Below are 13,403 nucleotides of genomic sequence, written 5' to 3'. Positions count from 1 at the left end.
CCGGCACCGGCACGCTAGCCACCCCGACGGCGAATTGAAAGATATTCACATTGACGTTGATCCGATCGGCCCAACGTCAGGCCGACTTCACGCCGCTGCGCTGACGGCCGAGCCCGTCGATCTCCATCTCGACCACGTCACCCGGCGCCAGGAACGGGAAGCGCCCGGACATCGCCACGCCCTCCGGGGTGCCGGTGATGACCAGGTCCCCCGGCTCCAGCGTCAGGTACTGCGAGAGGTGGCGGACGATCTCGCCGACGCCGAAGATCATGTCGGCGGTGCTGGAATCCTGCCTCGGCTCGCCGTTGACCCAGCTGCGCAGCCGCAACCCCTGCGGGTCGGCGACCTCGTCGGCCGGGACGAACCACGGACCGACCGGGTTGAACGTCGGCGCGCACTTGCCCTTCGACCACTGGCCGCCGGACTGCTCCTTCTGGAACGAGCGCTCGGAGACGTCGTCGGCCAGCACGTAACCGGCCACGTGCGACAGGGCCTGCTCGGGGCTGTCGAGGTAGCTCGCGCGCTGCCCGATGACCACGCCGAGCTCGACCTCCCAGTCGACCTGCTCGGCGCCGCGCGGGATCACCACGTCGTCGTGCGGACCGACGACGGTGTTGGGGTGCTTGAAGAACAGAATCGGCACTTCCGGCGGCTCGGAACCGGATTCGGCGGCGTGGGCCGCGTAGTTCTGACCGATGCACAGCACCGCCATCGGCCGCGCGATCGGCGCGCCCACCCGCATCCCCGTGCCGTCCGCCGGGTCGTCGACGGCGGCGAGCTCGCCCGCGGCGAGCGCGGCGCGGGTGCGCGCGACGCCGTCACCAGCGAGGAACGCACCGTCGATATCGCCGGTCAGCGGGCTCAGGTCGAACAGCCGCCCCCGATCGTCGAGCACGTGCGGGCGCTCCTCCGAGAACGACCCCAGCCTCAGGAACTTCATGACCGACCCCGTTTCGCCTGTGTGAAACCCGTTCAAGCAAGCGAAATCCGATCAGCGCGGACGGAGCGCGTCAAGCCCCGCGCAGCTTGCGCGAGACCACGCCCAGAGCGTCGGTGAGCGCGCGCAGCTGATCGCGGTCGAGCACGTCGATGAGGTGCTCCCGGACCAGCTCGACGTGCCCCGGCGCGGTCTCCTCCAGCTTGCGCCTGCCGGCCTCGGTCAGGCGGGCGATGACGCCGCGGTCGTCGGTCTCGCAGGTGCGGCGACCCACGAGCCCGGCCTTCTCCAGCTGCGTGACCTGGTAGGTCAGGCCGCTCTTCGAGGTCACCACGAGCTGGGCGAGCTCGGACATGCGGATCTCGCCCTCGGGCGCCGCGGAGAGGCGGACCAGGATCTCGTACTGCGGGTGGGACAATCCCGCCTGCTCGCGGAGCTGTTGCTCGACGCGGCGGTTCACGAGGTTGCCCGCCTCGACGAAGGCGTTCCAGGCGGCCATCTCGTCGGCGTCGAGCCAGCGCGGTTCGGTCACTCCCCCATTCTAACTTGTTCGAATTTGAACTACGAGGTACATTTGGTTCAAATTCGAACTAGGAGGTTCCCGATGGCCGAGCGCATGCCCGCCCTGTACCTCAGCCACGGCGCCCCGCCGCTGGCCGACGACGAGCTCTGGCCCGGCGAGCTGGCGGCCTGGTCGGCCGACCTGCCGCGTCCCAAGGCGATCCTGATCATCTCCGCGCACTGGGAGGAAGCGCCGCTGGCCATCGGCGCGACCAGCACCGTTCCGCTGGTCTACGACTTCTGGGGCTTCCCCGACCGGTACTACGACGTCCGCTACGCCGCCCCCGGAGCTCCGGCCCTGGCCGAGCGGGTGCGCGCGCTGCTCGGCGGCGCCGAGACGCCGGTGGTCGCCGTGCCCGATCGCGGACTCGACCACGGCGCGTACGTGCCGCTGAAGGAGATGTACCCCGACGCCGACATCCCCGTCCTGCAGATCTCGATGCCGTCCCTGGAGCCCGCGGCCCTGATGCGCGTGGGCCGGTCGCTCGCACCGCTGCGCGACGAGGGCGTGCTGATCGTCGGCAGCGGGTTCTTCACCCACAACCTCTCGGCCCTGCGCTCGGCGTCGACGCCGAGCTGGTCGGTGGAGTTCGACGACTGGGGCGGTCGCGCCCTGGCCTCGCGCGACATCGACGCGCTCCTGGACTTCGAGCACAAGGCGCCGGCCGGCCGCCTGGCCCACCCTCGCACCGAGCACTTCGCGCCGCTGTTCGTCACCCTCGGGGCAGCGGACGAGGACCTCGACGACCAGCGCGTCCCGATCGAGGGCTTCTGGTGGGGCCTGGCCAAGCGCTCCGTGCAGTTCGGCTGACCGGCCACGACGCCCGTTGCCCACGGGCGGTTTCGGTCCGAAACGAGGTGACGTGATCCAGGTCAGTGGCGGAGTTGGCGGTGGACCGCGTCGACGACCTCGGTGAGCGGCGCCCGGGTCTCCTCGGTCCAGTTCTCGCCGCAGCGGGGGGTCGGGGCTGAGACCGACATGCCCGCGACCACCTCACCCGCGTGGTCCCGGATCGGGACCGCCAGGCAGCGGCAGCCGATGATGTACTCCTCGTCGTCGACGGCGTAGCCGTCGCGGCGCACCTCGGCGAGCTGGGCGAGCAGCTGCGGCAGCGCGGTGATCGTGTTGTCGGTGAAGCGCTCCAGCTCGACGTCCTCGTAGCGGGCCACGACCTCGTCGTCGCTCAGGCCGGCCAGCAGCGCCTTGCCGAGCGCGACGGAGTGCGCGGGCAGCCGCATGCCGACGGCGGAGACGAGCTTCATCGGCTGCGGGGACTCGGCGATGGCGATGTAGACGTTCTCGATGCCGTCGAGCCGGGACAGCTGCACGGTCTCACCGGTCTGCTGCGCGAGGCGTTCCATCAGCGGCAGCGCCAGGCCGACGATGTCGCGGTGCCCGGTGTAGCCCTGCCCGACGGTCCAGGCCTTGAGCCCGAGGCCGTAGGTGCGGGTGGTGGGGTCGAACTCGGCGAAGCCGCGGTGCACGAGGGTGCCGAGCAGGCCGTGCACGCTGGACAGCGGCAGCCGCAGCGTCTCGGCGATGTCGCTGAGGCGGTGCCTCCCCCGGGAGAGCAGTTCCAGAATGATCAGCGCGCGGTCCGCGGACTTCACCAGGTTGTGCCCGTGCGTGCTGGCCGCTTCGTCAGCCGTCACCCCTCGAATCCTCCTGCTCCGTCGTCGTCCCGGGCGGGACCTACCGAACAGTACAGCGAGCGCGAAGCGACCGCGCGGCTCCACCATGGGGGCATGAGATCGGCTTCTCCGTTCCACCCGCTGGCCTCGGCGATCGACCTGCCGGAGGCCGAGCGGCGGCGCATCGAGTGGTGGCGCGAGCACCGGGTCTTCGAGCGGAGCCTGGAGCAGACCGCCGACGGACCGCTGTGGGTGTTCTACGAGGGCCCGCCGACGGCCAACGGCACGCCCGGCACCCACCACGTGGAAGCCCGGGTGTTCAAGGACGTCTTCCCCCGCTTCCGCACGATGAAGGGGTTCCGGGTGCCGCGCCGGGCGGGCTGGGACTGCCACGGCCTGCCGGTCGAGCTGGCGGTGGAGCGGGAGCTGGGGCTGACCGGCAAGCCCGACGTGGAGCGGCTGGGCATCGCCGAGTTCAACGCGCGCTGCCGGGAATCGGTGCAGCGCTACGTCGGCGAGTTCGAGGCCGTCACAAAGCGGATGGGTTACTGGATCGACCTCTCCACGGCCTACTGGACCATGTCGGCCTCCTACGTCGACAGCGTGTGGTGGGCGCTGCGGCGGATCTTCGACGCCGGGCTGCTGGTGGAGGACCACCGCGCCGCGCCGTACTGCCCGCGGGACCAGACGACGTTGTCGGCGCACGAGGTCGCGCAGGGCTACGAAACCGACGAGGACCCTTCGGTTTTCGTCCGCTTGCCGCTGGAAGAACCGCTGGCGGGCCATGATGCCGAGCTCCTGGTGTGGACGACGACGCCGTGGACGCTGGTGTCCAACACCGCCGTCGCGGTCCACCCGGAGGTCACCTACGTGCTCGCGCGCGGTGAGCGCGGCACGTTCGTGGTCGCCGAGTCGCTGGCCGACGTCGTCGGGGGCGAGGTGGTGGCCCGGGTTCCGGGCCGCGATCTGGCAGGACTCCCCTACCGCCCGCCGTTCGACCTGGTGGACGTCCAGGACGCCCACCGCATGGTGCTGGCCGAGTACGTCTCCACCACCGACGGCACGGGCTTGGTGCACCTGGCTCCGGCGTTCGGCCCGGACGACCTCGCGACGGGCCGCGAGAACGACCTCCCGGTGGTCGACCCGCTGGGCCCGGACGGCCGCTTCGACCCGGCGCTGCCGCTGGTCGGCGGCATGTTCTTCAAGGATGCCAACCCGGTCCTGATCGAGGACCTGCGGCGGCGGGGCGCGCTGGTCGGCGAGGGGACGATCGAGCACGCCTACCCGCACTGCTGGCGCTGCCACACGCCGCTGATGTACCGCGCGCAGCCGTCCTGGTACATCCGCACGACCGCGATTCACCCATCGCTGCAACGGGAGAACGAGAACACCCGCTGGTACCCCGAGCACGTCAAGCACGGCCGGTTCGGCGACTGGCTGGCGGGCAACGTCGACTGGGCGCTGTCCCGCAACCGCTACTGGGGCACCCCGCTGTCGCTGTGGCGCTGCGCCGACGGGCACGTGACGGCGATCGGTTCCCGCGCTGAGCTGGGCGAACGCACCGGCCGCGATCTCTCCGGGCTCGACCCGCACCGGCCGCACATCGACGAGATCACCTTCACCTGCCCGGAGTGCGGGCAGCGGGCCGCGCGGGTGCCGGAGGTGGTCGACGCCTGGTTCGACTCGGGTTCGATGCCGTTCGCGCAGCTGGGCTACCCGCACGCACCGGGCAGCGCCGAGGCGTTGGCGCGCAACTACCCGGCGGACTACATCTGCGAGGCGCTGGACCAGACCCGCGGCTGGTTCTACACGCTGATGGCGATCGGGACCCTGCTGTTCGACCGCTCCAGCTATCGGAACGTGGTGTGCCTGGGGCACATCCTGGCCGAGGACGGCCGGAAGATGAGCAAGAACCTGGGCAACGTGCTGGAGCCGCTGCCGCTGATGGAGGCCCACGGCGCGGACGCGCTGCGCTGGTTCATGCTGTGCATCGGTTCTCCCTGGTCACCGCGCCGGGTGGGGCACGAGGCGCTGCGCGAGATCGTCCGCAAGGTGCTGCTGACCTACTGGAACACGGCGTCGTTCCTCAACCGCTACGCGGCGCTGTCGGAGTGGGCCGAACCCGATCCGCCCGGCGAGCGGCCGGTGCTGGACCGGTGGGTGCTGGCGCGGCTGAACCAGGTCGTGCGGCAGGTGGATTCGCGCTTGGAGGACTACGACACCGCCGGGGCCGGCCGGGTGCTGGCGGAGTTCGTCGACGACCTGTCGAACTGGTACGTGCGCCGTTCGCGCCCGAGGTTCTGGGACGGCGAGGTCAACGCCCTGCGCACGCTGCACGAATGCCTGGACGTGCTGACCCGGCTGCTGGCCCCGTTCATCCCGTTCCTCACCGAGGAGGTCTGGCAGCGCACCGTCCGCCCGGGTTCTCCGGACGTCCCCGATTCCGTGCACCTGTCGGCCTGGCCCGAGCCCGGCCCGGTCGACGAGGAGCTGCTGTCGCTGGTCGACGTCGAGCGCAGGCTCGCGGTGGCGGGCCGGTCGTTGCGCCGCGACGAGGCGCTGAAGGTGCGGCAGCCGCTGGCGACGGCGGTGATCAGCCCGGACCTGCCCGCCGAGCTGCGGGCGGATCTGGCCGAGGAGATCAACGTCCGCGAGGTCGTCACCGGCGACGTCGCCGGGACCGGGTGGCCCTCGGAGGAGCAGCGGGAGGTCTCGATCGCGCTGGACACCGCGATCACGCCGGAGCTGCGGCTGGCCGGGTTGGCGCGGGAGATCATCCGGTTCGTGCAGAACTGCCGCAAGCAGGACGGCCGGGAGATCACCGACCGGATCTCGTTGCGCTGGAACGGCTCCGCGGAGATCGGTGCGGCGCTCAGCGCGCACCGGGACGAGATCGCCGGGGCCGTGCTGGCGACCGAGGTCGTCGAGAGCGCCGACGCCGACGAGCACACCGACGCCAAGCTGGGCATCTCGGTGACGCTGGTCCCGGCATAGCGAAAGGCCGCGGACGGCGAGCGAGCGTCCACGGCCTTTCTTCCACAGAGCGATCCCTGAACAGTTCCTGGAGCGGGCCCGGCCGGGGCCAGCGGGATGACGATCCCCGGCCGGGTCGCTCGTCAGGAGTTGATCTGCTCGGTGATCACGTCGTTGTAGGCGCCGACGCGGGCGTAGACGCCCGGGAAGCCGGGCTGCGCGCAACCCTGGCCCCAGGACACGACGCCGATCAGGCGACCGTCGGCGACCATCGGGCCGCCCGAGTCACCCTGGCAGCTGTCGATCCCGCCTTCCGGCACACCGGCGCAGACCATCGACTGGTTGCTGTACTCCGGGTACGCCTTGGAGCAGGTGTCGTCCGAGGTCACCGGCAGCTGAGCCATCTGCAGGTGGTCGGCCTGCTGGCCGCCCTCGGAGGTGTTGCCCCAGCCCAGGATGGTGGCCTGGGTGTCGGGGGCGTAGGCCGCGTCGTCGGCGGTGGCGAGCTCGATGGGCTGCTCCTGCACCGGGGCGCCGAGGGTCAGCACGGAGACGTCGAAGCCCTTGGTGGCGTCGGTGTACTCCGGGTGGATCCAGACGTTGGTGACGTCGGAAACCGTGCCCTCGGTGGTGCTCATGGTGGTGCGGCCGCTGACGATCTTGATGTCGGCGGGCTGCTGACCGGTGGTGCAGTGGGCGGCGGTGAGGACCTTGGTCGGGGACACCAGCGAGCCACCGCAGAACTGCTGACCGTCGGGCGTGGTCAGCGCGACGGTGAACGGGTGGTCCGCGATCTCGGCGTCCTGCCCGCCGACGATGTACGGGTTGACGTCGGCCGGGGCCGCCTGGGCGACCGAAGCCGAGGTGAGCGCGGCGACGGCGATCGCGGCAACACCGGCCATCCGAGCGAGGCGACGTGGGGCATCGACCATCGTGAATCTCCTTGTCCGAAGGTCTTGCCGCGAGAACTCGAACCGAGGGCCTGCCTTCCCCAACCCGGCGCCCCGCAGCAATCTTGATCGAACACTAACCAACAGAAGAACAACCGCGAAAGAGAAGGATTTTGCCGCTTTTCCCCATTAACCCGCAGGTCACAAGCCCAAGGAAATGAAAATATCAACCACCGGGCGACAATTGCTCAACGCACGGAACAACGTCGGGCAAGCACCGAAGGTGCTTTCTCTTCACCCCACCTGAGCAACTCGCACCGCCGCGGGTTCATCAGCGACTTCGTGGCGAGTGCGCCGCGACGCCGTGCATTGGACATACATCAGGAGCGGCGCACGGAGTCCACGAAGCCGCTCAGGTTCCGCCACCCGCACCGCGAAGCAAGAGGACCACAGCCGGGGACCACAAGAGAAAGATGCCCTCGGCGCACCCCGATTGCGCCGAGGGCACCCTCGTTGCGGCCGGACCCCTCCGACCGGTGCGCCATCGATCCCCGAACCGACGGCGCTGACGCGTTCCCGGCCCCGACAACCGTTCGGAACGCGTCACCTATGGTGTACCGATCTTGGGTGGAATATTCCAGAGCCAATCGGTGGAGCTCACTCGATTGATCGTTAAACCTGTTGGACCAATCCACCCGGATGGCCTAACGATCACGCAGGTCCCGCGCGTCAGCGGGGCACGAGGCCCGCGTCGTAGGCGAGCAGCCCGGCCTGCAAGCGGTTCTCGCAGTCGAGCTTGACCAGCATCCGCGACACGTAGCTCTTCACGGTCGCCTCCGAGAGGTGCAGCCGCGCGGCGATCTGCGCGTTGGACATGCCGCGGCCGAGGCAGGTGAGCACCTCGATCTCCCGCTCGGTGAGCTCGCGGGTCAGACCGACCGCGCGTTCCCGGGCGCTCTGCTCCCCACCGGTGGCCGCCAGCAGTCGCCGCTTGGCCTCCTCCGAGAGGACCGTGTGCCCGTCCGCGGCGACCCGCACCAGGCCGATGAGGTCCTGCGGCGGCGTGGACTTCACCAGGAACCCGACCGCCCCGGCTCGCAGCGCGCGCAGCACGTACTTGTCGGCGTCGAAGGTGGTCAGCGCGACCACGGCGGGTGCGTCGGGCATGGTGCAGATCCGCTCGGTGGCGGTGAGCCCGTCGACGCCGGGCATCCGCAGGTCCATCAGCACGACGTTCGGCCGGTGCCGCACGACGGCTTCCACGGCGGCGGCGCCGTCCTGCGCCTCGTCGACCACCTCGATGTCGGGCGCCGAGCCGAGGATCGTGCGCAGGTGCGCGCAGACCATCGGTTCGTCGTCGACGACGAGCACCCGGATCGTCTCAGGCATCGGCGGTCTCCTCGGTGGGCACGTACCCGGGCAGTATGGCCTCCACCTCGAACCCGTCGCCGTCGGTGGCGCCGGAGCGGAAGGTCCCGCCGACGAGCTCGACGCGCTGCTGCAACCCGAGCAGCCCCACTCCCCCTCCGCTGCCGGCGAGTGCGGGCGCGGGGCCGGTGGGTGCGGTGTTGCGGACGCTCACGCGCACCCGGTCGTCGCTGTAGAGCACGCGGACGTGCACGTCGGCGCCGGGCGCGTGCTTGTGGGCGTTGGTCAGCCCCTCCTGCACCACGCGGTAGGCGGTCCGGCCGACGGCCGGGGTGACCGGCGCCGGATCGCCGTCCGCCGTGAAGTGCACGGACATGCCCACGGCCTCGGACCGACCGATGAGCTCGCGGAGGTCCGGCACGTCGCTGGGCGTGTCCGCGTCGGGCGCGTCGGCGCCGGCATCGCCGCGCTCGTCGGCGCCGCGGCGGAGCACGCCGACCAGGTCGCGCAGTTCGGCGAGCGCTTCCCCGCCGCTGGCGCGCAGGTCCTCGGCCGCGCGGTGCACCGCCGGGTCGTCGCTGACCACGCCGAGCGCACCCGCCTGCAGCACCATCAGGTTGACGCGGTGGGTGACCACGTCGTGCATCTCCACCGCCAGCCGGGCGCGCTCGTCGGCGCGGGCCTGCTCGGCGAGCAGTTCGCGCTCGTGCTCGGCGCGCTCGGCGCGTTCCCGCAGCGCGTCGGCGAGCCTGCCGCGCTCCGCGGCGTAGAGCCCGAGCACGATCGGGAAGACCGTCCAGGCCGCACCGGTGATCACCACGTCCGGGTGGGGCGCGTGGCCCAGCCGCAGGCTGATCGCGGTCACCACGACGATCAACGCCCAGGCGAGGTAGCGGTGCCCCCGCCCGTGGACGATCACCGCGTAGAGCACCCACGGCGTGACGCCGGGGACCCAGGGGTCGGTGGACACGTTGATCTGCAACAGCGGCCCGGGGCCGAACTGGATCAGCAGCGCCTGCGCGACCGAGAGCGCGGCGACGACCCACAGCAGCACCATCGGGAAGCGGCGGCGCGCGAGCAGCCCCAGGCACAGCAGGTCGTTGGCGACGTGGCTGAACCACAGCCCGCCGATCCAGTCGTAGGTGCCCGGCAACGCGTCGGTCGGGTAGTAGCCCGCCACCATTCGCGGGAACGCGAACAGCACGATGACCAGGCAGATGTCGAAGACGGCCTCTCGCGGGGTGTTCCAAAGAAGCCGCCAGAGCGGTCGTTTCACCAGGCCCACGTTAGGGCCGGCCGAGCCCGCTTGCGAAGCCGGACCCCACCGCAGGTCACCCAGGTCTAGACGAAAGTTGCACCGGGCGCGAGCGGGCACAACCTTCGTCGCCGCAGAACTCGACCAATCGCGGTGTTGATCAGCGCGCGATCCGAGTTGACTGGTGGGACACCGAAGATTCCTGGGGGAATTCATGCTCATCGATGAACCGGACACCCGGCGTCGAACACCGCGAGCGCTGCACCCGCCGGCGACGTGGCCGGTGCTCGGCATCGCCGGTGTCCTCGCCCTGGCGCACGCGATCGCGGGCGCCTTCGGGGACTACTGGATCGACGAGGTCTACATGCTCGCGGCCGGGAAGTACCACCCGAGCTGGGGTTACGTCGACCAGCCGCCGCTGACGCCGATGATCGCCGCCGCGATGGACGTCATCGCGCTGGATTCGATGTTCGTGCTCCGGCTGCCCGCCGCGCTGGCCTCCGGTGGTGCGGTGGTGCTGATCGCGCTGCTGGCCCGCGAGCTGGGGGCGGACCGCCGCGCTCAGGCCATCGCCGCGTTCGCCGGCGCGACCGGGCTGTGGAGCAACCTGATCGGGCACTGGGTGGCGCCCTACACCTTCGAGCCGCTGCTGTGGACGGCGCTGCTGCTGCCGCTGGTGCGCTGGCTCCGGCAGCACGCGCAGGGCGTCGCCGACGACCGGCTGCTGCTGGTGTTCGGGGTGCTGCTGGGCATCAACCTGCAGCTGAAGTTCCAGGTCGTACTCCTCTGCGCGGCACTGCTGGTCAGCGCCCTGGCGGTGGGCCCGCGAGCCGTGCTGACCCGGCCCCTGCTGTGGGCGGGCGCGGGGATCGCGCTGCTGATCGGTTCGCCGACGCTGATCTGGCAGGCGCTGCACGGGTGGCCGCAGCTGGCGATGTCGTCGATCGTCGCGCAGGAATCCCCGATGCTCTCCGGCGGTCGCGGCGGGACCGCCGTGCAGCTCGTCCTCTACGCCGGGGTGCTCGGAACCGCGCTGGTGCTGGCCGGGCTGTGGCTGCTGCTGAGCAGGTCGTGGCTGCGCCCGTACCGGATGTTCGCGGTCGCCATGATCCTGCTGTGGGTGTTCTTCGTCGTCACCGCCGGGCGGCCGTACTACCTGATCGGGATGTACGGCCTGCCGATCGCGGCGGCGACGGTGGGCCTGCAGCGGCGCAGGGAGGCCAAGCCGCCCCGCTGGGGGTGGGCGGCTTGGCCCGTCTACGCGCTCTCGCTGGTCGCGGCCGGGATGCTGATCTACTCCGGCAACTCGATCAACCGGGAGTTCTCGGCGGCGCTCACCCAGATCGACAGCGACCGGGTCAGCGACGCCATCGCCCAGGACGTCTCCCGCGCCTACCTGTCGCTGCCCGCCGAGCAGCGCACCCGCACGGCGGTGATCGGCGAGAACTACATCTCCGCCGCGATGCTCGAGGTCGGCGGCGAGCACCACCCGCTGCCCGACGTGTTCAGCCCGCACCGCGGCTACGGCTACTTCGACGCACCGTCCGACGAGATCGACACGATCGTCTACTACGGACGCGATGCCGAGGAGCTCCGGCCGTACTTCACCGACATCCGGCCCGCGACCCCGGGCGAGAACCTCAAGGGCTGGATCGCCACCGGCAAGACCCAGCCCTGGTCGACGATCTGGCCCGCGCTGAAATCCCTCTGAACCGCACGGGTCCGCGAACGATTCGACACAATCTGGGGAACAGCCCACGAAAGGGGCCTCGACGATGCCTGAAGACGGACTGCGGCTCCGCCCGCCGCGCAACCGGGTGGAACGCCGGGCGATCGCCTGGTGGACGGCGCAGGCCCTGGCGCTGGTGCTGCCGCCGGTGATCGTGCTCGTGGTGCTGGGGATCCTCATCGCACCTGCCCGCTTCTGGCTGCTGCTGCCCGCGGTGCTGATCGCCGTGCTCGGCGCGGTCTACACGGCGGTCATGCCGCAGTGGCGCTACCGGGTGCACCGGTGGGAGATCACCGACGACGCCGTCTACACCTCGGCGGGCTGGCTGCGGCAGGAGTGGCGGATCGCGCCGATGTCGCGGATCCAGACCGTCGACACCGTGCGCGGACCGCTCCAGCAGCTGTTCGACCTCTCCAGCGTCACCGTCACCACCGCGTCGGCGGCCGGGCCGCTGAACATCGACGGCATGGACCGCGAGCAGGCGGCCGCCGTCGTCGAGCAGCTCACCACCGCGACCCAGGCGACGCCGGGAGACGCGACGTGAGCGCCGTCGACGGGCAGTGGCACCGGCTGGACGCGAAGTCGATCCCGGCGGCGGGAGCGGTCGTGGCCGCGCCCGCGCTGGCCACGCTGCTGGTCATGGTCATCGCGGGTGCCGGGACCACGCCGGTGCTCATCACGTTCCTGATCGGTCTGGGGACCGCGCTCCTCGTCGCGGGCGCCGCCACCTACCAGTGGGTGTTCTACCGGTACCGGATCACCGAGGAGCGCTTCGAGCAGCAGCTCGGCGGCCTGTTCCGCAACCACCGGTCCCTCGCGCGCGATCGCATCCGCACCGTGGACCTGACCGCGGCGCCGCACGAACGGCTGTTCGCCCTGACCACGGTGAAGATCAGCACCGGCGCGCAGGGCACCGAGGCCACCATCCGGCTGCAGTCGATCAGGCGCTCGGCGGCCGAGGCGCTGCGCCGCGACATGACCCTCGGCGGGTCCACTGTGGAGGAGTCGCCGGACGAGGGCGTGCTGTCGCGGCTCGAACCGAAGTGGCTCGGCTACTCGGCGCTGACCGTGTCGTTGATGCTGGTGGTCTGGGGCGCGATCGGATCGGCGGTCGGCTCCTTCGACCAGCTGCTGCGCAAGTGGGGCGTCTTCGACGCGCTCGGCAGCGCCGTCACCTCGCTGGGGATCGTGGCGTTCGTGCTCGTGGTGGCCGCGATCGCGCTGGTCGTCGGGGTGATCGGGGCGTTCCTGCTGTCGCTGGAGATGTGGTGGGGCTTCCGGCTCTCCCGCGAACCGGGCACACTGCGCGTCAAGCGCGGCCTGCTCACCACTCGGTCGCTGTCGCTGGAGGAGCGCAGGCTGCGCGGCGTCGAGCTGTGCGAACCGCTGCCGCTGCGGCTGGCCGGCGGCGCCAAGCTGGCGGCGGTCGCGACCGGTCTGCAGGAGCAGAAGCAGGACAACAAGCAGCCGGACAGCAAGGTCCTGCTGCCGCCCGCTCCCCGCGGCGAGGCCCGGCGGGTCGCGGCGGCGGTGCTGCGCGATCAGCCCTTCGACATCGCCCTCACCCCGCACCCGAGGGCCGCGCTGCGGCGCCGGATCGGCTGGGCGCTGCTGTGCGCCCTGGCGGTCGCCGTCGTGGTGGCGGTCCCGGCGGTGCCGGGCTGGATCCCGGCCACCTTCGCCGTCGCCCTCGTGGTGCTCGCGCTGGTGGCGGGCCTGGGCTTCGCCGTCGACGCCCACCGCGCCCTCGGGCACGCGATGGACGATCGATATCTGGTGGCGCGCAACGGAAGCGCGCTTCGCCGCACGGTCGCGCTGCAACGCGAGAACATCATCGGCTGGCGGATCTCCCGCACGGTGTTCCAGCGCCGCTCGGACCTGATGACCGTCGGCGCGACCACGGCGGCCGGGTCGAGCCTCTACCGGATCTACGACGTCCGCACCGGCGACGGCCTGGCGATGGCCGACGAAGCCGTCCCTGGCCTGCTCGCGCCGTTCCTGGAACGCGTTGCGGTGGAATAGTTTCCGATTGCTGGCGGGGAGCGCCCCCCGAATCAG

Annotated in this window: 11 protein-coding genes; 5 read left to right on the top strand and 6 right to left on the bottom strand. The window is 71.0% G+C overall.

The window, feature by feature from the left end; genetic code table 11:
* Positions 1 to 76: 76 nt before the first annotated feature.
* Positions 77 to 940, bottom strand: a complete 864-nt coding sequence (locus KBO27_RS23205) for a fumarylacetoacetate hydrolase family protein (protein WP_210971981.1) — start codon at positions 938 to 940, stop codon at positions 77 to 79.
* 70 nt (positions 941 to 1,010) lie between these two features.
* On the bottom strand, positions 1,011 to 1,469 hold the full coding sequence (locus tag KBO27_RS23200; protein WP_210971980.1) for a MarR family winged helix-turn-helix transcriptional regulator: 459 nt from the start codon (positions 1,467 to 1,469) through the stop codon (positions 1,011 to 1,013).
* A 72-nt stretch (positions 1,470 to 1,541) separates the two neighbouring features.
* On the opposite strand from KBO27_RS23200, the gene KBO27_RS23195 reads away from it, so the two are divergent.
* A complete protein-coding gene (locus tag KBO27_RS23195) occupies positions 1,542 to 2,309 on the top strand; it encodes a dioxygenase family protein (protein ID WP_210971979.1) in 768 nt (255 codons plus the stop codon).
* Between the two features lie 62 nt (positions 2,310 to 2,371).
* On the opposite strand, the gene KBO27_RS23190 is transcribed toward KBO27_RS23195, so the two are convergent.
* A complete protein-coding gene (locus KBO27_RS23190) occupies positions 2,372 to 3,151 on the bottom strand; it encodes an IclR family transcriptional regulator (RefSeq protein WP_307870561.1) in 780 nt (259 codons plus the stop codon).
* A gap of 93 nt (positions 3,152 to 3,244) precedes the next feature.
* Here KBO27_RS23190 and ileS point away from each other — a divergent pair, with 93 nt between their 5' ends.
* Positions 3,245 to 6,124, top strand: coding sequence for an isoleucine--tRNA ligase (gene ileS, locus KBO27_RS23185; RefSeq protein ID WP_210971977.1), 2,880 nt, complete (start codon positions 3,245 to 3,247; stop codon positions 6,122 to 6,124).
* 122 nt (positions 6,125 to 6,246) lie between these two features.
* Here ileS and KBO27_RS23180 read toward each other — a convergent pair whose 3' ends face one another.
* The 3 genes from KBO27_RS23180 to KBO27_RS23170 all read right to left on the bottom strand — a co-directional run bounded on the left by KBO27_RS23180 (position 6,247) and on the right by KBO27_RS23170 (position 9,637).
* Entirely contained in the window at positions 6,247 to 7,035 is a 789-nt protein-coding gene (locus KBO27_RS23180; protein ID WP_132676448.1) for a S1 family peptidase, read from the bottom strand.
* Between the two features lie 687 nt (positions 7,036 to 7,722).
* The gene (locus KBO27_RS23175) at positions 7,723 to 8,382 is read right to left on the bottom strand and encodes a response regulator (RefSeq protein ID WP_210971976.1); all 660 of its coding nucleotides are present in this window, start codon (positions 8,380 to 8,382) and stop codon (positions 7,723 to 7,725) included.
* The gene (locus KBO27_RS23170; protein WP_307870560.1) at positions 8,375 to 9,637 is read right to left on the bottom strand and encodes a sensor histidine kinase; all 1,263 of its coding nucleotides are present in this window, start codon (positions 9,635 to 9,637) and stop codon (positions 8,375 to 8,377) included. The genes KBO27_RS23175 and KBO27_RS23170 overlap by 8 nt, the downstream gene beginning before the upstream one ends.
* A 193-nt stretch (positions 9,638 to 9,830) precedes the next feature.
* Between KBO27_RS23170 and KBO27_RS23165 the strand changes: the two genes are divergently transcribed.
* The 3 genes from KBO27_RS23165 (at position 9,831) to KBO27_RS23155 (ending at position 13,367) form a co-directional block, all read left to right on the top strand.
* Complete coding sequence (locus tag KBO27_RS23165) at positions 9,831 to 11,327, top strand: glycosyltransferase family 39 protein (protein WP_210971975.1); 1,497 nt, start codon at positions 9,831 to 9,833, stop codon at positions 11,325 to 11,327.
* A 64-nt stretch (positions 11,328 to 11,391) separates the two neighbouring features.
* Complete coding sequence (locus KBO27_RS23160) at positions 11,392 to 11,889, top strand: PH domain-containing protein (protein WP_210971974.1); 498 nt, start codon at positions 11,392 to 11,394, stop codon at positions 11,887 to 11,889.
* Positions 11,886 to 13,367: a PH domain-containing protein gene (locus KBO27_RS23155; RefSeq protein ID WP_210971973.1), complete on the top strand. Its 1,482-nt coding sequence runs from the start codon at positions 11,886 to 11,888 to the stop codon at positions 13,365 to 13,367. The genes KBO27_RS23160 and KBO27_RS23155 overlap by 4 nt, the downstream gene beginning before the upstream one ends.
* Positions 13,368 to 13,403 lie beyond the last annotated feature (36 nt).

This window comes from Saccharopolyspora endophytica, assembly GCF_018070075.1.
Taxonomy (GTDB): Bacteria; Actinomycetota; Actinomycetes; order Mycobacteriales; family Pseudonocardiaceae; genus Saccharopolyspora; species Saccharopolyspora endophytica.
The sequence above is the reverse complement of the archived record's forward strand: the minus strand, read 5'-3'. Positions and strand labels throughout refer to the sequence as shown.

Bases quoted from the DNA above. Each gene is read 5' to 3' on its own strand.
- KBO27_RS23205 (WP_210971981.1), bottom strand. From the start codon at position 940: ATGAAGTTCCTGAGGCTGGGGTCGTTCTCGGAGGAGCGCCCGCACGTG.
- KBO27_RS23195 (WP_210971979.1), top strand. From the start codon at position 1,542: ATGGCCGAGCGCATGCCCGCCCTGTACCTCAGCCACGGCGCCCCGCCG.
- ileS (WP_210971977.1), top strand. From the start codon at position 3,245: ATGAGATCGGCTTCTCCGTTCCACCCGCTGGCCTCGGCGATCGACCTG.
- KBO27_RS23180 (WP_132676448.1), bottom strand. From the start codon at position 7,035: ATGGTCGATGCCCCACGTCGCCTCGCTCGGATGGCCGGTGTTGCCGCG.
- KBO27_RS23175 (WP_210971976.1), bottom strand. From the start codon at position 8,382: ATGCCTGAGACGATCCGGGTGCTCGTCGTCGACGACGAACCGATGGTC.
- KBO27_RS23165 (WP_210971975.1), top strand. From the start codon at position 9,831: ATGCTCATCGATGAACCGGACACCCGGCGTCGAACACCGCGAGCGCTG.
- KBO27_RS23160 (WP_210971974.1), top strand. From the start codon at position 11,392: ATGCCTGAAGACGGACTGCGGCTCCGCCCGCCGCGCAACCGGGTGGAA.